This window comes from Bradyrhizobium sp. CCBAU 45394 (assembly GCF_028128655.1).
Lineage (GTDB): Bacteria > Pseudomonadota > Alphaproteobacteria > Rhizobiales > Xanthobacteraceae > Bradyrhizobium > Bradyrhizobium diazoefficiens.
The window spans coordinates 84,092-104,416 of the sequence record NZ_LBIX01000167.1 but is presented as its reverse complement, the minus strand read 5'-3'; the positions used below and the strand labels follow the sequence as shown (position 1 = coordinate 104,416).

Annotated in this window: 23 protein-coding genes and 1 riboswitch; of the genes, 9 read left to right on the top strand and 14 right to left on the bottom strand. The window is 64.6% G+C overall.

All coding sequences use genetic code 11. The annotated features are described in order from the left end of the window. Window positions 1-3 precede the first annotated feature (3 nt). From moaD to uvrC, 3 genes are all read right to left on the bottom strand, one after another. Window positions 4-255, bottom strand: coding sequence for a molybdopterin converting factor subunit 1 (gene moaD / locus WN73_RS24540; RefSeq protein ID WP_011090205.1), 252 nt, complete (start codon window positions 253-255; stop codon window positions 4-6). Continuing rightward, entirely contained in the window at window positions 252-869 is a 618-nt protein-coding gene (pgsA, locus tag WN73_RS24535; protein ID WP_011090204.1) for a CDP-diacylglycerol--glycerol-3-phosphate 3-phosphatidyltransferase, read from the bottom strand. Before pgsA ends, moaD begins: the two co-directional genes overlap by 4 nt. A gap of 95 nt (window positions 870-964) precedes the next feature. Further along, entirely contained in the window at window positions 965-3,025 is a 2,061-nt protein-coding gene (gene uvrC / locus WN73_RS24530; protein WP_271555210.1) for an excinuclease ABC subunit UvrC, read from the bottom strand. A gap of 244 nt (window positions 3,026-3,269) precedes the next feature. Here uvrC and WN73_RS24525 point away from each other — a divergent pair, with 244 nt between their 5' ends. Next, window positions 3,270-3,893 carry an outer membrane protein gene (locus WN73_RS24525; protein ID WP_028174662.1) on the top strand — a complete coding sequence of 208 codons (624 nt, stop codon included), beginning with the start codon at window positions 3,270-3,272 and terminating at the stop codon, window positions 3,891-3,893. 88 nt (window positions 3,894-3,981) lie between these two features. On the opposite strand, the gene WN73_RS24520 is transcribed toward WN73_RS24525, so the two are convergent. The 4 genes from WN73_RS24520 to WN73_RS24505 form a co-directional block, all read right to left on the bottom strand. Continuing rightward, window positions 3,982-4,197 (bottom strand): cold-shock protein, encoded by a 216-nt coding sequence (locus WN73_RS24520; protein ID WP_008544396.1) that lies wholly within the window; start codon window positions 4,195-4,197, stop codon window positions 3,982-3,984. 250 nt (window positions 4,198-4,447) lie between these two features. After that, window positions 4,448-5,308 carry a 23S rRNA (adenine(2030)-N(6))-methyltransferase RlmJ gene (locus WN73_RS24515; protein ID WP_271555209.1) on the bottom strand — a complete coding sequence of 287 codons (861 nt, stop codon included), beginning with the start codon at window positions 5,306-5,308 and terminating at the stop codon, window positions 4,448-4,450. Between the two features lie 124 nt (window positions 5,309-5,432). Next, entirely contained in the window at window positions 5,433-6,137 is a 705-nt protein-coding gene (locus tag WN73_RS24510; protein WP_028174663.1) for a ribonuclease T2 family protein, read from the bottom strand. A 119-nt stretch (window positions 6,138-6,256) separates the two neighbouring features. Further along, window positions 6,257-6,721 carry a hypothetical protein gene (locus WN73_RS24505; RefSeq protein ID WP_028174664.1) on the bottom strand — a complete coding sequence of 155 codons (465 nt, stop codon included), beginning with the start codon at window positions 6,719-6,721 and terminating at the stop codon, window positions 6,257-6,259. Between the two features lie 182 nt (window positions 6,722-6,903). On the opposite strand from WN73_RS24505, the gene WN73_RS24500 reads away from it, so the two are divergent. Beyond that, window positions 6,904-7,197 carry a hypothetical protein gene (locus WN73_RS24500; protein ID WP_271555207.1) on the top strand — a complete coding sequence of 98 codons (294 nt, stop codon included), beginning with the start codon at window positions 6,904-6,906 and terminating at the stop codon, window positions 7,195-7,197. Between the two features lie 44 nt (window positions 7,198-7,241). Then, a complete protein-coding gene (locus tag WN73_RS24495) occupies window positions 7,242-7,772 on the top strand; it encodes a DUF3617 domain-containing protein (RefSeq protein ID WP_011090197.1) in 531 nt (176 codons plus the stop codon). Between the two features lie 48 nt (window positions 7,773-7,820). On the opposite strand, the gene WN73_RS24490 is transcribed toward WN73_RS24495, so the two are convergent. From WN73_RS24490 to WN73_RS24480, 3 genes are read right to left on the bottom strand one after another with little or no spacing between them, the layout of a single operon-like run. Beyond that, window positions 7,821-9,209: an ATP-binding protein gene (locus WN73_RS24490; RefSeq protein ID WP_011090196.1), complete on the bottom strand. Its 1,389-nt coding sequence runs from the start codon at window positions 9,207-9,209 to the stop codon at window positions 7,821-7,823. A gap of 20 nt (window positions 9,210-9,229) precedes the next feature. Then, on the bottom strand, window positions 9,230-9,961 hold the full coding sequence (locus WN73_RS24485) for a response regulator (RefSeq protein ID WP_028174665.1): 732 nt from the start codon (window positions 9,959-9,961) through the stop codon (window positions 9,230-9,232). Next, window positions 9,958-10,500, bottom strand: a complete 543-nt coding sequence (locus WN73_RS24480) for a MarR family winged helix-turn-helix transcriptional regulator (RefSeq protein ID WP_028174666.1) — start codon at window positions 10,498-10,500, stop codon at window positions 9,958-9,960. The genes WN73_RS24485 and WN73_RS24480 overlap by 4 nt, the downstream gene beginning before the upstream one ends. Before the next feature lie 340 nt (window positions 10,501-10,840). Here WN73_RS24480 and WN73_RS24475 point away from each other — a divergent pair, with 340 nt between their 5' ends. The 5 genes from WN73_RS24475 (at window position 10,841) to WN73_RS24455 (ending at window position 15,230) form a co-directional block, all read left to right on the top strand. After that, window positions 10,841-11,923: a branched-chain amino acid aminotransferase gene (locus WN73_RS24475; RefSeq protein WP_028174667.1), complete on the top strand. Its 1,083-nt coding sequence runs from the start codon at window positions 10,841-10,843 to the stop codon at window positions 11,921-11,923. A gap of 231 nt (window positions 11,924-12,154) precedes the next feature. Further along, a complete protein-coding gene (locus WN73_RS24470) occupies window positions 12,155-12,679 on the top strand; it encodes a YegJ family protein (protein ID WP_011090192.1) in 525 nt (174 codons plus the stop codon). A gap of 190 nt (window positions 12,680-12,869) precedes the next feature. Further along, the gene (hisS, locus tag WN73_RS24465) at window positions 12,870-14,390 is read left to right on the top strand and encodes a histidine--tRNA ligase (protein WP_028174668.1); all 1,521 of its coding nucleotides are present in this window, start codon (window positions 12,870-12,872) and stop codon (window positions 14,388-14,390) included. A gap of 55 nt (window positions 14,391-14,445) precedes the next feature. Beyond that, on the top strand, window positions 14,446-14,712 hold the full coding sequence (locus tag WN73_RS24460) for a tautomerase family protein (RefSeq protein ID WP_011090190.1): 267 nt from the start codon (window positions 14,446-14,448) through the stop codon (window positions 14,710-14,712). A 113-nt stretch (window positions 14,713-14,825) separates the two neighbouring features. After that, window positions 14,826-15,230, top strand: a complete 405-nt coding sequence (locus WN73_RS24455; RefSeq protein ID WP_011090189.1) for a thioesterase family protein — start codon at window positions 14,826-14,828, stop codon at window positions 15,228-15,230. Between the two features lie 96 nt (window positions 15,231-15,326). On the opposite strand, the gene proC is transcribed toward WN73_RS24455, so the two are convergent. Together proC and WN73_RS24445 are read right to left on the bottom strand one after the other, a co-directional pair. Further along, the gene (gene proC, locus WN73_RS24450) at window positions 15,327-16,199 is read right to left on the bottom strand and encodes a pyrroline-5-carboxylate reductase (protein ID WP_271555279.1); all 873 of its coding nucleotides are present in this window, start codon (window positions 16,197-16,199) and stop codon (window positions 15,327-15,329) included. 151 nt (window positions 16,200-16,350) lie between these two features. Continuing rightward, the gene (locus WN73_RS24445; RefSeq protein ID WP_028174670.1) at window positions 16,351-16,851 is read right to left on the bottom strand and encodes a YbjN domain-containing protein; all 501 of its coding nucleotides are present in this window, start codon (window positions 16,849-16,851) and stop codon (window positions 16,351-16,353) included. A 464-nt stretch (window positions 16,852-17,315) separates the two neighbouring features. Next, window positions 17,316-17,491, top strand: a riboswitch (FMN riboswitch). Window positions 17,492-17,567: 76 nt separating this feature from the next. On the opposite strand from WN73_RS24445, the gene WN73_RS24440 reads away from it, so the two are divergent. Beyond that, a complete protein-coding gene (locus WN73_RS24440; protein WP_011090186.1) occupies window positions 17,568-18,158 on the top strand; it encodes a 6,7-dimethyl-8-ribityllumazine synthase in 591 nt (196 codons plus the stop codon). A gap of 91 nt (window positions 18,159-18,249) precedes the next feature. Here the strand turns inward: WN73_RS24440 and WN73_RS24435 are convergent, their stop codons facing one another. Together WN73_RS24435 and WN73_RS24430 are read right to left on the bottom strand one after the other, a co-directional pair. Further along, window positions 18,250-19,284: a D-alanine--D-alanine ligase family protein gene (locus WN73_RS24435; protein ID WP_271555198.1), complete on the bottom strand. Its 1,035-nt coding sequence runs from the start codon at window positions 19,282-19,284 to the stop codon at window positions 18,250-18,252. After that, entirely contained in the window at window positions 19,281-20,309 is a 1,029-nt protein-coding gene (locus WN73_RS24430; protein ID WP_011090184.1) for a putative zinc-binding metallopeptidase, read from the bottom strand. The genes WN73_RS24435 and WN73_RS24430 overlap by 4 nt, the downstream gene beginning before the upstream one ends. Between the last annotated feature and the right edge of the window lie 16 nt (window positions 20,310-20,325).

Sequence of the window (20,325 nt, the reverse complement as noted above, 5' to 3'; positions counted from 1 at the left end):
GGCCTAGCCGCCGGTCATCGGCGGGAAGAACGCGATCTCGCGGGCGCCCGCGATTGCGGCGTCCGACTTGACATGGGCATGGTCGATCGCGGCGCGGATGACCTTCGGCTTCTCGAACGCATAGGCATAGGCCTCGCTCCGGCCGGACAGCCAGGCGATCAGCTCCTCGACGGTGCGCACGGTCGCGGGCGGCTCGATGGTTTCCTCGGCCTTGCCGACGCGTTCGCGCACCCAGGCAAAATATTTCACCTTCATACCTCATCCTCCTTGATGAGGTGATGGATGCCGGAGCGGAAATAATCGTAGCCGGTGTACATGGTGAGGATCGCCGAGGCCCACAGCAGCAAGAGGCCGATCTGGGTCACGACGGGCACGACCTGGTCGCCGGCCTCGCCCGCGAGCAGGAAGCCGATGGCGACGAGCTGGACCGTGGTCTTCCACTTGGCAAGCTTGGTGACGGGCACGCTGACGCGCAGCGCGGCGAGATATTCGCGCAGGCCCGAGACCAGGATCTCGCGGCACAGGATCACGATGGCGGCCCACAGCGACCAGCCATGGATGATACCGTCGGCGGCCAGCATCAGCAGGCAGGAGGCGACCAGCAGCTTGTCGGCGATCGGATCGAGCATCCGGCCGAACGCCGATTGCTGATTCCAGATCCGCGCGTAATAGCCGTCGAGGTAATCGGTGACTGCCGCCGCGATGAAAATGGCGACCGCGACCCAGCGCAGCCACAGCGGCTGATCCAGAATCGACTGCGCGTAGATGCACCCGACCACGACCGGGATCGCGGCGATCCGGCCATAGGTCAGGATGTTCGGGAGGGACATCGCGCGGCTGGTCGTCCCTCGTGTCGTGGCGATGTTCATCCGTCCTACCAATACCGCTCAAGCCTGAAGGTCAACCGTCCCGCTCCCAAATGGAGTGCAGGATGCGACGACCATATGACTGCGGACCCCTTAGTTCACCCCGGCTGGGGATGGAAATACTCGAAAATCCTGCGGGCGCTTTCGGCGCTCACCCCCGGAACCTTGCCGAGATCGGCGATCGAGGCCCGTTCGATCTCCTTCAGGGTTCCGAAATGATGCAGCAAGGCACGTTTGCGTGACGGGCCGATGCCCGGAATCTCCTGCAAACCGGCCTCGCGGATGTCCTTCTTGCGCAGCTTGCGGTGCGAGCCGATGACGAAGCGGTGGGCCTCGTCGCGCAGGCGCTGAATGAAATAGAGCACGGGGTCGCGCGGCTCGAGCTTGATCGCCTCGCGCTCCGGCATGAACAGGGTCTCGCGGCCGGCATCCCGGTCCGGCCCCTTGGCGACTGACATCAGCGACACCTGGGTCAGGCCGAGATTTGCAAAGATCTCCCGGACGGCGTTGAGCTGGCCGCGGCCGCCGTCGATGATGACAAGGTCGGGCCATTGCGGAAAATCGTCGTCCTTGACCTTGGCGCCCTCCTCGGGCGGATTGATGAGGCGCTTGAAGCGGCGCTCCAGCACCTCGCGCATCATGCCGTAGTCGTCGCCGGGCGTGACCCCTTCCGACTTGATGTTGAACTTGCGGTACTGGTTCTTCACGAAGCCGTCCGGGCCGGCGACGATCATGGCGCCGACCGCATTGGTGCCCTGGATGTGGCTGTTGTCGTAGACCTCGATGCGCTTGGGAGCATGCGGCAGGCTCAGCGTCGTCGCCATGGCGTCGAGCAGGCGGCCCTGCGTCGCGGTGTCCGCGAGCTTCCGGCCCAGCGCCTCGCGCGCATTGGTCAGCGCATGGGCGACGAGCTCCTTCTTCTCGCCGCGCTTCGGCGCGGTGACCTCGATCTTGTGGCCGGCCTTGATCGACAGCGCGTTGGCAAGCAGCTCGCTCTCCTCGATCTCATGCGAAAGCAGGATGTTCTTCGGCGGCGGCTTGTCGTCGTAGAACTGGGCGAGGAAGGAGCCGAGCACTTCTTCGGGCGTAAAGGTCTTCTCCGCGCGCGGGAAATAGGCGCGGTTGCCCCAGTTCTGGCCGGTGCGGAAGAAGAACACCTCGACGCAGGAGAAGCCGCCCTCCTGGTGGATGGCGAACACGTCGGCCTCCTCCACCGTGCGCGGATTGATGCCCTGCTGCGACTGGATCGCCGACAGCGCGGCAAGGCGGTCGCGATAGAGCGCGGCGGTCTCGAATTCGAGCTCATTGGCCGCCTTCTCCATCTCGCCGGCGAGCTCCTGCTTCACCGCATGGCTCTTGCCGGAGAGGAAGTCGGTCGCCTCGCGCACCAGGGTCGTATAGCCGGGGAAATCAATCTCGCGGGTGCAGGGACCGGCGCAGCGGCGGATCTGGTAGAGCAGGCAGGGCCTGCTGCGGCTCTCGAAGAAGGAATCGGTGCAGGAGCGGATCAGGAACGCTCGCTGCAGCGCCGTGATGGTGCGGTTGACGGCGCCTGCGGAGGCGAACGGGCCGAAATAGCGTCCGGGCCGGGTCTGCGCTCCGCGGTGCTTCAGGATTTGCGGCGCCCAGTGGTCGCCGGTGATCAGGATATAGGGAAACGACTTGTCGTCGCGCAGCTGCACGTTGAAGCGCGGCCGGAGCTGCTTGATGAGGTTGGCTTCCAGCAGCAGCGCTTCGGTCTCGGTGTTGGTCGAGACGATCTCCACGGTCACCGTGGCGGCGATCATGCGCAGGATGCGCGCCGGTTGCGGCGCACTCTGGCGCGCGTAGTTGGACAGGCGCTTTTTGACGTTCTTGGCCTTGCCGACATAGAGCACGTCGGCATTCGCGTTGAGCATGCGATAGACGCCGGGCGAGGTCGGCGCGAGCCGGACCGCGCGCTCGATCGCCTCATGGCCGCTCGCCAGCGGCTCCTCGCCGACTGCGCCGCTCTCTTCCAGGATGTCAGGCAGAAGCGCGTCGTCCTCGTCGTCGCCGCCCGTGGTGGCGGGATCGAGGTCGGGCGGTGCCGTCTCCTGGGACGGGGCGTCCGGTGCCGTGCCGCGCCTTGATTTGCGAACGCGGGTGTCGTCCGGATCGTCGGTGGAATCGTGAACCATGGGACGAATTTAGGCGCTGGGGGGACCGATTTGAAGTTCCGGCCATGCTGCACGCACAGGATGGCGGCGCAGTTCCCGGTAACGCTTCCTTAAGTCTGTTAAGCGCGCGGTAACGGGTCTTAACAGCCCTTTAACTTAAAACTCTCGATAAATCTTACGCGAAAAGTCTTGGTTCCGTAACCACGCGACATGGCGCGGCGGCGCCGGCATCGCACCGGTTGCGGCAGTTGCGTTGGAGTGTGTGATGAAGAGGCTCGTTGTGGGCGCAGCCGCGTTGGTTGCCGCCGGCTGGACAGCTTCGGCAGAGGCCGCCGATCTCAGTTACGGGCAGCGTGCCCCCTATACCGTCAACCAGCCGCTGAACGCGTATAGCTGGGCCGGTCCGTATCTCGGCGGCAACATCGGCTATGAGTGGGGCTCGGTCGACAACAATCCCTCAAAGCCGTCCGGCTTCGTCGGCGGCATTCAGGCCGGCTACAATTTCCAGAACGGCCCGTGGGTGTTCGGCGTCGAGGGCGACATCCAGGCCGCTGGCGCCGACGACACCTTCGCGCCCTGGAAGTTCTCCAATCCGTGGTTCGGCACCCTGCGCGGCCGCGCCGGCTATGCCTTCAGCAACGTGCTGTTCTACGGCACCGCCGGCCTCGCCTTCGGCGAACTGCGCGCGCAGACCTTCGGCTGGACGGAGTCGCACACCAGCGCCGGCTGGACCATCGGTGCCGGTGCGGAAGTCGGCCTCGCGCCGAACTGGAGCGCCAAGCTCGAATATCTCTACATCGATCTGTCGACGAGTCAGTTCGCAATTACAGGCGTGTCAAACGGCTATACCGCCAGCGTTGTGCGCGCAGGCGTCAACTATCACTTCTGATAGCCAAATAAGAAAATACCGGACAATAACCTCCCGGCCGCTCGCGGCCGGGACTTTTTTTGCGCCAGGTTTTTTTGCGTCAGGCCCGCTAGGAGAGGATGACCAAATTGACCGCCTTCGGTCCCTTCCCCTTCTTGTCCGGTTCGACTTCGAAAGTAATACGCTGTCCTTCGGCAAGGTCCTTCAGTCCCGCTCGCTCCACAGCAGTGATGTGAACGAAGACATCGCGACCGCCGTCATCCGGCTTGATGAAGCCGTAGCCGCGCTCGCCGTTGAAGAACTTGACCGTTCCCGTCATGGCCATCGGGAAACTCCCCCTCATTGCTCCTCCGTCGTGACGCAGACTCACGTCACGACATGACCGGGCCGTACGGAGCCCGGGAGCTGGCCATCCTTGGGCGGACCTTTCGGTCCGGCCGGATCTTTCTTAGGCCTTCACTCCGCCGCAACCATTCGCGGAAGCGGAACGTAAAGCCAGTCACGGAAATAGCATAATACGGTTCTTTGCAGATTGACTACCGCTCCTGCATATTTTTCCCAAGAATGCCGGAGTGTTACGGCCTCGGCACCTCTAATCGGAATCTGGCAGCGCCGCCCTGGCCGAGCGGCATTTCGAGCTCGGGCAGGATCGTCTTGAGCTCGCCGTGCAGCGTGTAAGGGGGATTGACGATCAGCAGTCCGGTGGAGGTGAGGGCTGCGCCGTCCGCTTGCGGCGCGGCACTGAATTCGAGGCGCAGGCATTTGCCCGGTGGCTTTGCTGCGGCTGCGAGCCGCGCCACGAGCTGTGCCAGCGCATCGGTGGCGCGCCGGCTCTTGGCGGGATACCAGATTACATAGATACCGGTCGGCCATTTTGCGAAAGCCTCCGAGAAGGCTTCGCCCAGCCGTTCGAACTCGTTCTTTGCCTCGAACGGCGGGTCGATCAGCACGAGCCCGCGCCGCTCCTTCGGCGGCACGAAGGCCGGCAGTGCCACCCAGCCGTCGAGATCGACCACGCGTGCCTGCTCGTCGCGGCGCAGCACGTCGATCAGCGCCTTGCGTGCCTTCGGCTCGAGTTCGCAGGCGACGAGGCGGTCCTGCGGCCTGAGCAGGCCGCGCGCGATCAGCGGCGAACCTGGATAGGCCTTGAGCTCGCCCTTCGGATTGAAGGCGCGGACGATGTCGAGATAAGGCTTTGTCAGCGCCGCGGTCTCGTTCGACAGGCGCGCCTGCATCAGTCGCGCGATGCCGGTTAGCCATTCGCCACCGCGCCGCGCCTCGTCGCTTTCGAGATCGTAGAGGCCGGCGCCGGCATGGGTGTCGATGACGCGGAACGCCCCCGGCTTGTCCTGCAAATAAGTGAGGATGCGCGCCAGCACGATGTGCTTGATGACATCGGCAAAGTTGCCGGCATGAAAGGCGTGACGGTAGTTCATGGCGGAGAGTTACGACATCGCGCGATGAAAGTAACTCCCGTCATTCCCGGGCGGTACGTAGCACCGAACTGCGCACCATAGTTCACGCTTCGCGTGCCCCGGAATGACGGAGCTGATTTTGCAGCTACCCACCCCTGATCGGCGGCATCGTCACCTGGTCGCGGCGGCAGGCGCGGCGGTCCATCTCCTCGCAGGCGCGGAATTGCAGGTCCTTGCTGAGGCAGATGCGGACCTCGGACAGCCGCGTCCGGTTGCAGGTGACCGAGACGGCGGCGCTGCCGAGGCCCGGATTGGCCTTGATGAAGGCCTCCTCGACGTCGGCAGGCGCCACGGTCTTGGCCTGCGACAATTCGAGATATTCGGCCGGAATCTTGATCGCGGCGCGCGCTTTCCTGATCGTCTCGAAATAGCTGCGGTCGGCGAGCCCCGAGCAGGTGCCGTGCTTGTCCCACTCGTTGAAGATCAGGCCCGGCGCCGGCATCAGGTCGAGCATCGAGGAGACGATGCTGCGGTTCAGCCGCGGCGCCGGCCGCTGGCAATATTCCGGGAAGCCGTTCTCATATTGCGGCCACAGCCCGTGCACCACGAAGGAATAGGGCCGGCCGCTGCACTGGATCTGGGAGCGGCCGCCGCGCTCCGCCGCCTCCTCGCAGAAGGAGGGCGACCACGAGAGCGACAGCACATAGAAATCGAATTCGCCGGGCGCGTTCTGCCGCCTGTCCTGCGCTGTCGCGACGCCCGCCGGCAAGACCAGCCCGGCGGCAAAGGTCAAGGCCAGGGTCAGCGAGATCATCAGGCGGGAGAACGAATGCAATCTGGAATGAAACATGGCGACGCCCCTCAACTAGACTGTGCAATCGAGCCTAGCAGGCGATAAGAACATTTCAAGAACAAAATTCGGGCGGCCCTCGTCAGGCCGCTGGCCCGGTCCGAATCAGGGCTGTCGAATTACTGCTTGGCGGCGCGACAGGCCGGATTGTAGGCCCAGTTGCGGTCGAGCCCGACCACGCACCATTCGACACCATTGCCGTAACCGGCGAAGCCGCCATCCTCGATGATCGAGAAATGCACCTTGCGCACCTTGCCGTCGTTCAGCATGGCCTCGCCGGTGCAATAACGGCGCGGAATATTGTCGGACTGCCAGGGTCGGAACGCGGTCTCGTGCACGGCGGAGAAGCCGGTGATCTTCAACGAGGAATTCCAGAAGGCGCTTTCCTTCTCCCAGAACTGGGTGGCGATCGTCGGCAGCGCCTTGTCGCAATCTGCCACATTGCCGTCATAGCGCGGTCCGCTCAGCCAGAAATTCAGCTCCAGCGGATTGGCGGCCCTGGCCTCACCGAGCGACAGCGCCCCGAACATGAGGCCGAGCACGGCGGCAAAGCGGAGCGATTTCAGGGAGGTCGAGGCGCGCATGGGCAATCCAGACAGATGATCTGCGGAGGTCGGACGGTGCCGCGAAGGGCGGGTGAGGTCAAGTGCAGCGCGGCAACACTTGGCCAGGAGTTGACCAGAACGTCGCATCCGACAGGGCTTCAGTTCTTTTCACTTCCGTCCCGGCACCGTAAACTGGCGCCAACCAATTGGAGTAACGGGAAATGCGAATCATTGCGGCCGCGGGCCTTCTTGCCCTGGGTATGATGGCGGGCCAGTCGGCGCGCGCCGATATCCTTCCTGTACCCCCGTTCAAGGGCAACGACACCGGCGGCATCATCGCCTATTCGATGGCCAATCAGGTCGACGCGCGGCAGGTCGCGGTCGATCATTGCGCGCGGTACGGCAAGGTCGTCAAATTCCTCGGCGTGCAGGCCTATGAGGGCGGCTACATCTCGTTCTCCTGCCGCTGGGTGCCCTATGGCGCCGCCAGCCAGCCGATCCGCACGCTGTACTGAGGCGTTTTCGTAACGCAGCGATCTCTCAGCCGGGAGCTTCCCACATGACGCGCAAACTTGCTTTGCTCGGCTCGGCCCTTTGCCTTGTGGTGTCGGCAGGCGGCGCCAGTGCCGACGATCTGCCGGTGCGCAAGGCCGGCCTGTGGGAATTGAAAATGGTCAGGACCGGCTCGCAGATGCCGGAAATGACCATGCAGCACTGCACCGACGAGACCGTCGACAAGGAGATGAACAACAACGTCTCCCCGATGGCCAAGCAGATCTGCGCCAAGCAGGACATCAAGAAGACCGCGACCGGTTATGTCAGCGATTCCGAGTGCAGCGTCGCCGGCATCAGCACCACCTCGCACGCCGAGATCACCGGCGATTTCAACTCGGCCTATACGGTGAAGACCACCTCGCACGCGCAAGGCGGCGCCGCCGGCGCGGCGGGGCGCGACACCACCATGACGCTCGAAGCGAAATGGCTGGGCGCCTGCAAGCCGGACCAGAAGCCCGGCGACATCGTGATGCCCGGCGGCTTCAAGATGAACGTGCGCGACGTCGACAAGCTGAAGGCCCTGCTGCCGAAGTAGGCGAGATTGTAGCCCGGATGGAGCGTAGCGAAATCCGGGCTACGGCAGTTACACCGGTATCCGCACGCTCGCCCTTAATCCGCCCATCGGGCTGTCGCCCAGCGTGATGTCGCCGCCATGCGAGCGGGCGATGTCGCGGGCGATGGCGAGGCCAAGGCCCGTGCCGCCTTCGTCCTGGTTGCGGGCGTTGTCCAGCCGCAGGAACGGCTTGAACACCTCTTCGCGCAGATGCGCGGGGATGCCCGGGCCGTCGTCGTCGACCGTGACGGTCAGATAACGGTGATCGCGCTGGCCGGTGATGGCGATGCTCTTGCCGTAGCGCGCCGCATTGGTGACGAGGTTGGCGAGGCAGCGCTTGAACGAGGCCGGCTTCACCGTCACCACCGGCAGTCCGTTGAATGCGACGGTTGCAGCGTGGCCGTGGCGTTCGGCATCGCTGCGCAGCTCCTCGAGCGCCTGCGCCATGTCGGTCGGCTGCGACTGCTCGCCGGAATCGCCGCGGGCAAACGCAAGGTAGTCCTCCAGCATCATCGACATCTCGTCGACGTCCTTGCGCATGCCTTCGAGCTCCGGGCTGTCGCCGATCAGCGCCAGCTCGAGCTTGAAGCGGGTCAGGATGGTGCGCAGGTCGTGGCTGACGCCGGCCAGCATCGCGGTGCGCTGCTCCATCGTGCGCTCGATGCGCGATTTCATCTCGAGGAAGGCGACCGCCGCGCGTCGCACTTCGCGCGCGCCGCGCGGCCTGAAGTTCGGCGCCTCGCGGCCCTTGCCGAAGCTTTCGGCGGCATCGGCAAGGCGCAGGATCGGCTTGATCTGGTTGCGCAGGAACAGCACTGCGACGATCAAGAGGATCGAGGACGTGCCGACCATCCAGAACAGGAAGATCTCCGAGTTCGAAGCGTAAGCGGCGCTGCGCTGCGCGAACACGCGCATCACGGCGTCGTCGAGCTGGATGCGGATCTCGACGAGGTTGGAGCGGCCGACCGTGTCGATCCAGAACGAGCGCCCGATCTGGCGGCCGAGCTGCACCGACAGCGTCTGGTCGAGCAGCGAGAAGAACGGCTTTGGTCCTGGCGGCGGCATGTCGCCGGCGGGCAGGAAGTCGACCACGAGTCCGAGGCGTTGCTGCGCGATGCGGCGGATCTGGTCGCGATCCTTGTCCTGCGGATAGCCCTTGTAGATGTCGATCAGCGCGGCGATGTCCTGCACCACTGCGGCCGACAGGCGGCGCGTCACCGTGTTCCAGTGCCGCTCCATGAACACGAAGGCGACGACCGATTGCAGGATCACCATCGGCACGATCATGATGAGGAGCGCGCGGGCATAGAGGCCGGTCGGCATCCAGCCCTTGAACGCATTGCCCATCCAGCCATTGGCGGCGGAGACGCGGCCGGCGGCGCTCTTCAGCAGCGTCAGGCCGGTATCGATCGTGCTCATCGGTCGCGCTTCACTGCGGTTTAAGGCGAGGCCACCAGGCGATAGCCGATGCCGCGCACCGCCTGGAGGAACAGCGGATTGGCGGGATCGGTCTCGATCTTGCGCCTGAGGCGGTTGATCTGCACGTCGACGGCGCGCTCGTTGACGCTGCCATTGCCGGTCAGTGCGCTGCGCGGCACGGTCTCGCCCGGCGTCTCCGAGAGAATCCGCAGCATCTCGCGCTCGCGGTCGGTGAGGTGAATGACCTCTTCGCCCTGGCGCAATTCGCCGCGATCGAGATGGTAGACGTAGGGGCCGAACGCGATCTTCTCCACCACCGCTGCCTGCGGCGGCGGGGCGGCGCGCTTGAGGATGTTGTTGATGCGCAGCGCGAGCTCGCGCGGCTCGAACGGCTTTGCCACGTAGTCGTCGGCGCCGATCTGAAGGCCTTCGATGCGGGCTTCCGCTTCGTGGCGCGCCGTCAGCATCACGATAGGCACCGAGGAGGACGTCCGGATGAAGCGGGCGAGGTCGAAGCCGGTCTCGCCAGGCATCATGACGTCGAGGATCAAGAGGTCGAAATGCAGGCCCATGAGCTTCGAACGCGCATCGCTGGCGCTCGCCGCGGTCGAGACGCGATAGCCTTCGCCGGCGAGGAAGCGCGACAGCAGATCGCGGATGCGGCGGTCGTCGTCGACCAGCAGGAGATGCGGGGCGTCGTCGGCCGGTTGCACCGGCGGACGGGCGAGCGTGGCAGCGAGTGGCACGGTCACTCCTTTGGGTCTTGATTGACGGAGGCGAAGATCGTCTCCAGCACCTTGTCCGGATCGTCGCGATCGATCATCGCGCGCAGGAAGCGCTTGACGGTCTCCGCATCCTGCGGCGCCATCTCGGCGAGCGCCTTGGTGATCCGCGTGGTCTGGAGCCCGGCGAGCTTCTGCACCAGCGCCTCGCCCTTCGGCGTTGCGTAGAGCAGGCGCTGGCGGCGGTCATTGTCGCCGGTCTTCTGCACGATATAGCCCTCGTCCAGGAGCTGCTTGAGCACCCGGCCGAGCGACTGTTTTGTAATGCGCAGGACGTCGAGGAGATCGGCGACCTTGAGCCCGGGATAGCGGTAGACGAAGTGCATGACGCGGTGATGGGCCCGGCCGAAGCCGAACGCCTCCAGCTCCTGGTCGGGATCGCCGACGAAGTCGCGATAGGCGAAGAACAGCAGCTCGATGATATCCCAGCGCAAATTGCCTCCATCGCCTGCCGCCGGCCGGGGCTCGGCAGCGTCTTGAGGGGGAGTCGCGAAATTTATGTCAGGCATATTGACGTATCTTGGGTTCAATGTTACAAAACGATCAGCCCGCACGAAATTTTAGATCGTTTCGCGTCGGGTGGCATCGAAGCTGAGGCGGCCGGAGAGAGCCGGACAGGCGGCGACGGCCGGATCAGATCTACCGTGCGATTGTCGAGCGGCATTTCGACAAAACATACTGGACTTCCGCCTTCCGCAAAAGCATGTCCTCGGCGACATGCTGGCCACGGAAACCGGCCGTAACAAGGCTGGCGGTGGCCCGGCCACAACTCTAATCAAGCCAGCCGGACCCGAAACAGGGCAGGCGGGCGCCAGAACAGCGCCGCTACCGGCAGCGGGAGCCAAGGACATGAGCATGAAATTCGACATCCAGCCCGCATCCAATCCTACTCCAGAAAAGGACCGCGTCGCCAAGCTGGTGGACCCCGGGTTCGGGCGGGTCTTCACCGACCACATGGCGATCGTCCGTTACAACCAGGCCAAGGGCGGCTGGTACGAGGCGCGCATCGAGGCGCGCGCCAACTTCCAGCTCGATCCGGCCGGCGCCGTCCTGCACTACGCCCAGGAAATTTTCGAGGGCCTCAAGGCCTACAAGCGCGACGACGGCGGCGTGAACCTGTTCCGCCCCGACGCCAATGCGCGGCGCTTCAGGGACTCGGCCGATCGCATGGCGATGGCGCAGCTGCCCGAAGACGTCTTCATCGAGGCGGTCGAGCAGGTCGTGCGCATCGATCGTGCCTGGATGCCGGGCGGCGAGGGCAGCCTTTACCTGCGCCCCTTCATGATCGCGAGCGAGACCTTCCTCGGCGTCAAGCCGTCGTCCGAATACATCTTCGCGGTGATCGCCTCACCGGTCGGCTCCTATTTCAAGGGCGGACCTGCGCCGGTGTCGATCTGGGTCTCGGAGAACTACACGCGCGCCGCGGTCGGCGGCACCGGCGCCGTCAAGTGCGGTGGCAATTACGCCGCGAGTCTGCGTGCGCAGGCGGAAGCCATTCAGCACGGCTGCGATCAGGTGGTCTTCCTCGATGCGATCGAGCGCCGCTACGTCGAGGAGCTCGGCGGCATGAACATCTTCTTCGTGTTCGAGGACGGCTCGCTGTCGACGCCGCCGCTCGGCACGATCCTGCCCGGCATCACCCGCGACTCCATCATCGCGCTGGCGAAGGATGCCGGCAAGACGGTGCGCGAGGAGCCGTACTCGCTCGACCAGTGGCGCAAGGATGCGGCCTCGGGCAAGTTGAAGGAAGCCTTCGCCTGCGGCACCGCGGCGGTGATCTCGCCGATCGGCAAGGTGCGCTCGGTGAGCGGCGATTTCGAGATCAGCGGCGGCGCCGCCGGCCCGGTCGCCATGGGCCTGCGCAAGCAGCTCGTCGACATCCAGTACGGCCGCACCAACGATCCCCACAACTGGATCCGCAAGGTGTTTTGATTTTTCTCCCTCTCCCCGCTTGCGGGGAGAGGGTCGGGATGAGGGGGAGTCTCCACGGGGACGCTGGCAGTTGGACTCGCGGAGAGTACCCCTCACCCGGAATCCGCGCGTTCTGCGCGCATTCCGGCCTCTCCCCGCAAGCGGGGAGAGGCGAAGAGCGGGCATCATGAACGCCCCGCCACGATCCCGCGACAAAGCCCGGAGATATTGACGCATCCGGACATCGCGATCATGGCATCCACGCTTTCCCAGCCCCTGAAATGGGTCGTCCTCGCCGCAATCACCGGCATCACCGTCTTCGGCATCCTGACCATCGGCCCCAAGCCGGAGGTCGCAGCCGAAGACCGCTCGCCCGTTGTCGATGTGCGCACCACCGACCCCGAGATGAACACCGCGATCGCACGCGCCCGCGGCACCCTCCCGACCTTCTGGGCGTCCTATGAGGCGCCCAAGCCGTCGGAAACCGGGCACGCCCTGAAAGTGCGCTTTTTCACCCGCAAAGGCGGCGAGCACATCTGGATCGCCGAGGTGAAGAAACTGCCGAACGGGGCCTATTCGGGCGTGTTCGCCAACGAACCGCGTGATCTGCCCGGCAAGCGGGCAGGCGATAAGGTCACATTCAGCGAAGCCGACATCTCGGACTGGATGTTCATGCGCAACGGCAAGATCGTCGGCGGCGAAACCATCAAGCCGACGCTGAAGTCGCTGCCGAAGGCGGACGCGGACGCCCTCCGGGCGCGCATGGAGCAGCCGTAGGGAAGCAGTCGTCATTCCGGGATGGTCCGAAGGACCAGACCTGAGGTGCGCAGTTGCGCACCGGGGAATCTCGAGATTCCGGGCTCGATGCTGCGCATCGCCCCGGAATGACGCCGAGGCGGGTGGACTTGGGGCCCCCCGGCTTGCCGCCCCGGTTGCCGCCTCGCGCGTCGGCTGGTAAACGCCGCGCATGGCCGAAAAACCCAAAAAACCCCAGAAACTGAAGGCGCGCCTGCCGCGCGGGCTCGAGGATCGCGATCCCGCCGCGATCCGGGCGACGCGCGAGATGGTCGAGAAGATCCGCGCCGTCTACGAGCTCTACGGCTTCGAGCCGGTGGAGACGCCGGCGATGGAATACACCGACGCGCTCGGCAAGTTCCTGCCCGACCAGGACCGCCCGAACGAGGGCGTGTTCTCGTTCCAGGACGACGACGAGCAGTGGATCAGCTTGCGTTACGATCTGACCGCGCCGCTCGCCCGCTATGTCGGCGAGCGCTACGGGACGGACGGTCTGGTCTTGCCCTACCGCAGCTACCGCGTCGGCTACGTCTTCCGCAACGAGAAGCCCGGCCCCGGCCGCTTCCGCCAGTTCATGCAGTTCGATGCCGACACGGTCGGCTCGGCAACGCCGGCGGCGGATGCCGAGATCTGCATGATGGCTGCGGACACGATGGAGGCGCTTGGCGTTCAGCGCGGCCAGTACGTGGTGAAGGTGAACAACCGAAAAGTGCTCGACGGTGTTCTGGAAGCCATTGGACTTGCCGGCGACGAGAATGCCGCACGCCGGCTGACTGTGCTGCGCGCAATCGACAAGCTCGACAAGTTTCCCGCCGATGAGGTGCGTAAATTGCTCGGTCCCGGCAGGTGGGATGGTGGCGAAGAGGGCAAGGGCGACTTCACGAAAGGCGCCAATTTGAGCGCGGCGGAGGCCGACGTTGTTCTGGCCATCACCAAACCGCGCGACGATTGGAAAGAAGCCATTGCCGCGGCGGAAGCTTACCTCGCCAAGAGCGAAGTTGGTCAGGCCGGCGTGAGCGAGCTGGAAGAGATCGCCAAGCTGGTCATGGCGTCGGGGTACGGTGCGGACCGCATCAAGATCGACCCCTCCGTTGTGCGCGGCCTCGAATACTACACCGGCCCCGTCTACGAGGTCGAACTCCTGCTCGACACCAAGGACGAGAAGGGCCGCCCGGTACGCTTCGGCTCCGTCGGTGGCGGTGGCCGCTACGACGGCCTCGTTTCGCGCTTCCGCGGCGAGCCGGTGCCGGCGACCGGATTCTCGATCGGCGTCTCGCGGCTCCAGGCTGCGCTGACGCTGCTCGGCAAGCTCGACACGCGGCCCGAGTTCGGTCCCGTCGTCGTCACCGTGTTCGACCGCGACCGCGTCGCCGACTACCAGAAGATGGTGGCAAGCCTGCGCACCGCCGGCATCCGCGCCGAGCTCTATCTCGGCAATCCCAAGAACATGGGCAACCAGCTCAAATATGCCGACCGCCGCAACAGCCCTTGCGTCATCATCCAGGGCTCGGACGAAAAGGCGCGCGGCGAGCTGCAGATCAAGGACCTGATCGAAGGCGCGAAAGCGGCCGCTGCGATTGCTTCCAACCAGGAATGGCGCGAGAGCCGCCCGGCGCAGTTCTCGTGCGGCGAAGCCGATCTCGTCGCAAAGGTGCGCGAGGTGCTGGCGCGCCATGACGTGAGCTGGGGCTAGCTATTCGCGCATCGCCTGATGCCCGGGCTTGTCCCGGGCATCCACGTCCTGTTTGATGCACACGACTTTGAATGATCGGGACAAGCCCGATCATGACGACAGCAGCAGGGAGAAAACGATGCCTGAGATCACCGTCAGCATGGCCGAAGGCCGCACCGATGAACAGAAGGCCGGCATGATGCGTGACATCACGCAGGCACTGGTGAAGAATCTCGGCGTCGACGCCGATGCCGTCGTCATCCAGATCAACGAAGCCCCGCTCCGCCACAAGATGAAGGGCGGCAAGACGTTCGTGGAGCGCGCGGCGGCTGCGAAGAAGTGACGCGTTAGCGTCATTCCGGGGCAGCCCGTTAGGGCTGAACCCGGAATCTCGAGCTGTAAACTTCTGGATTCCGGGTTCGCGCTTCGCGCGCCCCGGAATGACGAGCAAGCACCATGGACGCACGCGACTTCATCACGACAGGCATGAGCGCGGAGCGCACGCTGGTGGTCCCAGTGGAGCGCACGGTCGGGCACTTCGTGCCGGGCATGCCTTTTGTCTATGCGACGCCGATGATGATCCTCGAGATGGAGATGACGTCGGGCGATGCGATCCGCCCTGCGCTTCAGCCGGGCTGGGTCACCGTCGGCACCGAGGTCGACATCCGCCATCTCGCAGCCGCCCTGGTCGGCGCGACGGTGCGGACCACCGCGAAGGTGGTCGCGGTCGAGCGCCGCGTCATCCGTTTCGAAGTCGAGGCGTTCGAGGGCACGCGCAAGCTCGGCGAGGGCCGCCACGCGCGCGGGCTCGTCAATGTCGAGATGTTCAACAAGCGGCTCGGGGCAGGCTCGAAATCGTAGGGTGGGCAAAGGCGCGAAGCGCCGTGCCCACCATTGCTCAGCGTGCAAGACAGATGTGGTGGGCACGCTTCGCTTTGCCCACCCTACGGCATCTTGCTACTTCGCCAATTCCTTCGACCGCTGCGTCGCCGCTGCGATTGCACGGATCATCAGGTCGCGCAGGCCGGGCTCGCCCATCAGCACGCCGAGCGCTGCGGCCGTGGTGCCGCCGGGCGAGGTGACGTTCTGGCGCAGCGTGCCGGAGGGCAGCTCGGATTGATGCAGCAGCTCGCCCGAGCCTGCCACCGTTTCGCGCGCGAGCTTCGTCGCCAGCGCCTCGGGCAATCCCGCTTCGACACCGGCGCGCGCAAGTTCCTCGGCGAGCAGGAACACATAGGCCGGTCCCGAGCCGGACACCGCGGTCACCGCATCCATCAGGCTCTCATCCTCGACCCATTCGACCGAGCCGGTGGCGCGCAGCAGCGCGTCGGCCACCGCGCGTTGCGCGGTGCTGACGTTCTTCGCCGCAACCGCCACCGTGATGCCGCGGCCGATCGCGGCCGGCGTGTTCGGCATCGCGCGCACGACAGCGCCGCCGCAGACCTCCTGAAGCGAGGCGATCGTGGTTCCCGCCATGATCGAGACCACGGAGGTCTTCTCCGAGACGAAGGGCTTCAGCTTCGCGCCGGCCTCGCGGAACGTCTGCGGCTTCACCGCGACGACCATCGTCTCGACCTGGCCTGCCGCCTTCGCATCGGGATTGAGCGCCACGCCCTTGGCGGCAAGCGCGCTGATCTCAGGTGCGATGTGCGGGTCGACCACCGCGACGCGGCGCGGATCGAGTCCGCCCGCCAGCCATCCGGTCAGCATCGCGCCGCCCATCTTGCCGGCGCCGGCGAGAAGGATGGTGCCGGTGATGTTTTGAAGAGTGCTGTTCGCCACTGTGGTCACCACAAATTCGGTGTCGTCCCGGCGAAGGCCGGGACCCATAACCACGAATGTTTCTAGTGGATGCAGCTGTTGGCAACAAGCCGCGTGCCACAAACGAAATCACGCGGTATGGATCCCGGATCTGCGCGCGCTTTGGGCGCGCTTGTCCGGGATGATGTGGGGAGGGAGCGCCCTTACGTCACGAGAGGCCCTACGCCTCTCCCACCGTGTCGAACATCGCCGCGTCCATCGCTTCCGTCGTGGTCTTGCCCGCCCACACCACGAACTGGAACGCCGGGAAGTAGCGCTCGCAGGCGTGGATGGCGCCGGCGAGCATGGCTTCGCATTGCGCGGTCGAGGCGGTAAGCCCGCCCGGCAGCACCAGGGCCTGGCGGTGCATGACCATGCCGGTGTTGGTCCACAGGTCGAAATGGCCGACCCACAACTGCTCGTTGACGGCGGCGACGAGCCGCTGCACTTCGCTCCGCCGCGCGACCGGAATCTTCATGTCGAACGCGCAGGCCAGATGCAGCGCCTCGATCCCGCCCATCCAGGTGAAGGAGAGCTGGTAGTCGGTCCATTGTCCCTTCGAGACAATCGTGAGTTCGTCTTCGCCGGAGCGTTCGAACGGCCAGTTGTTGCTGGCAGCGATATCCTCGACCACCGCGAGCGGGTGATTTCGGGAATCGATAGCGCCTTCGAGCAGGGACATGCCGTCTCGACCTCTTGCCTTCTTGTTGTCTTTGATACGCACGCGGTTGGTCCGGCGCGCGCTCCCTTAATATTGCTAAGGCGATCCCTTGGCGTCGCTCTCGCGATCCCGGGATCAGCGCGGGCTTGTCGCGGATCAACTGATGTGATTTGCGGAATCTGCGCAACTGGCTGCCGAGTCCGTCCACAAGTCAGGACTCGTTCGTCCACAGCTCATCTCCGCCACAATTCTTAACGGAGGAGAACAAACCGGAATCGGATCCGCCGGCGCCTGCTGCGTTCCACGTGCCGGTGCCCTCCTTGCGGGTCCGGATCGGTCCCGCCCTGTTCGACCTTCTGCCCCGCAGGATTTTCGCAGAGTTTCGCCCTGACGTCATAGGCACATGCGTAGTACCCATAAGGAAGGTTCTTGCTGGCCGCCTCCCTGTTCGTCATAATTCGAAATAGTCCACCCATATCGGGTGGATAAGTTCTCAGGGCGGGGTGAAAGTCCCCACCGGCGGTAAGGGCCGAAAGGCCCAAGCCCGCGAGCGCCTTCTCCTTGATAGGGATTCCCTCGGGGACCCCTTGAGAGGGAAGGGTCAGCAGATTCGGTGCAACTCCGAAGCCGACGGTTAAAGTCCGGATGAAAGAGAACGGTCGGTGGCAGACGCATCGCAAGGTGCGGCTGTTTGTCGTTCCGTGTGCCCTGATTCTGGTCCTTAACTGAGGAAAGCCATGAATCAGATGTTGCAAGATCCCCAAGTCCAAACTTCCCAAGTCCAAACTTCCAAAGCCGAAACTGCCGAGACAACCCAGCCGCCGGTTCCCGTGGACCCGCCGGCAATCGAGCATCCGCGTTTTGCAAAGCCGCAGCGGGTGGCCTTCGTGCAGGCCTGCTGGCACCGCGACGTGGTCGAGGAGGCCCGCATCGCCTTCATGAAGGAGGCCGAGGCGCGTCACCTCACCCATGTCGACGTGTTCGAGGTGCCGGGCTCGTTCGAGATCCCGCTGCACGCGCAGATCCTCGCCAAGACGCGGCGCTACACCGCGATCGTCGCGGCCGGCCTCGTCGTCGACGGTGGCATCTATCGCCACGAGTTCGTCGCCGACACCGTGATCAAGGCGCTGATGGACGTGCAGCTGCGCACCGAGGTGCCGGTGTTCTCGGCGGTGCTGACGCCGCAGCAATTCCACGAGACCGAAGTGCACTACGATTTCTTCCGCAGGCATTTTGCGATCAAGGGCGTCGAGGTCGCGGAAGCCTGCGCCAACACGCTGCTAGGCCTGGAGCGTTTGCGCGGCCAGGTCGCGGCGGGAATTGCCTAACCCAACGCAACGACCATCACCCCTCATCCCAGGGAGCGCGTAGCGCGTCTCGAAGGATGAGGGGTTACCTTATGATCGCTGCCATCTTGCATTACCCCAGCGACACCCCCGCCTTGGCCCGGCTTATTCCGAGAGCCAGGATGCGCTGCAGGAGATCCGGATATTTGAGCCCGGCATGTTGAGCCGCCGTGGCGAACTCCTGGCTCCTGGCGATCTCGGGGTTGGGATTGGCCTCGATGAAATACGGCGTGCCGTCGGCGGCGAGACGAAAATCGATACGGGCGTAGCCGTCGAGGCCAAGCGCTCGGTAGATGCGTTTCGCGGCGCGCTGAATGCGCGCGGTGACTTCGGGCGCGAGGTCCTTCGCCGGCCCGTCGACGATGCCGACCTTCTCCTGATAGTCGGTGTCGTGCTTGGCTTTCTCCGTGGCGATGTGCCGTGACCTGCGCCCGCCCATGCTGCCGAATTTCAGTTCCCAGATCGGCAGGACGCGCAGCCGGTTGTTGCCGAGCACGCCGACGTAAAGCTCGCGCCCCTCGATGAACTGCTCGGCGATCGCGGCGGATTCGACCCGCTCGTGGATGAAGGCGACCCGTTCCGCGAGCTTCTCGTCGGTATCGACGATCGATGCCTGCGAGATGCCGAAGGACCCGTCCATGTTCAGGCTCTTGACGATCAGCGGCAGCGCAAGGCGCGTCGGGCGTTTCACCTTGCGGCGCATCGGGAAGACGGCGAAGGCCGGCGCCGCGATCCGGCGGTGATGCACCAGCGTCTTGGACAAATCCTTGCCGCGCGCCAGGATCAGGCCGCGCGGATTGCACCCGGTATAAGGGACTTTCATCAGCTCGAGATAGCTGGCGATGTGCTGGTCGTAGGCGACGTTGTTGTGGAATTCCTCCAGTAACGTGAAAACCACGTGCGGCTTGAACTCCTCGATCGCCTCGCGCACCGGCTTGATTTCGTCCTGCGCGCCGAGGGCGCGAACCTCGTGGCCGGCCGTGCGCAAGGTGCTCACCACGTCGTATTCCGTTTTCCATGCGTTGATTTCCTGCGCGGTGTATCCGTCGCTTGAATCCGGAGGCATGAAATCCGGATGCATCAGGACCAGAATGCGCAAGCGTCTCATAGCGCGATCCATTTGCGCCGAGACGGGCCAAACAGCGCGTGCATCGTCTTGGCGGTCACGAGGACGGTGAAATCGAGAACGAGCTTCTGTTCGGGGCCGACCGCGCGCAGATCGAGCTCGCGGCAGCGGGAGATCATGTCGTCAAGCACGGCATCGAGCGTGAGCTGGTTCTCGCCCGTCCACCGCGCGACCAATTGCCTGATCTGGGCGCGGTGCCGTCTGATCAGGCTCGAAGCCGGTTTTGAGCGGTGATGCCGTGGATCGGCGGAAAACAGCCTCGAGAGGTCGCGGTCGTAGGTCTTCGGCGGCGTGAAGGCGTAGAACGCCTGCTTCTTCTTGTAGTGGTCTTCGAGCGTCTGGCCGAGCTTGCTCAACGGGTCGACACGCTCCCGTGTCGTGATCAGCGGCCGCTTTCCCGCAATCTCGCCCATCAGCTCGTCGACATATTCGAGCTTCTTCAGTGCGGGCCAGCCGGCATATCGTGTTCGCCAGTTCGAACGCGGCCGCAGCCACACCGCAAAAGTTTCGGCGAAATCCTCGTCAGGATGGCTCTGCGCGTACCAGAGCCGGAGATGCTGGACGTAGCGCCGGCTCGCCGGATTGGGCCGGTAGTAGCGCGGATAGTGCTTCGACGACGGACCGAACAGCTGCTGCCAGCGCCGGCGGCGCTGCAGCTGATAGCCGTGCTGGATGGCATGGCCTGCCTCGTGACGGAGTATGGCCATACACTCGCGCCAGGTTCCGCCCTCGACGTCGAACATCATCTTCTTCTCGAGCTTCATCAGGCGGGGATGGGCGAGATAGAATGGGATGGCGATGCCGGGTACATCGCCCGGACTGAACCATTCGCTCGAGATCCATGTATGCGGTCGCAGCCGGATGCCCCGCTCTTCGAGCTCCTCGTGGAGGGTGGCGACGCAATCCTCGAGCCAGGTGCCTTCGACCGTAACCCTCAGGCTAGAGAGACGTTGCGCGAGCAATTCGTCGTCCGACAGCTTCTCCCAGGCAAATTTCCGGCGTGGCATCAGGCATCCAGAGGGC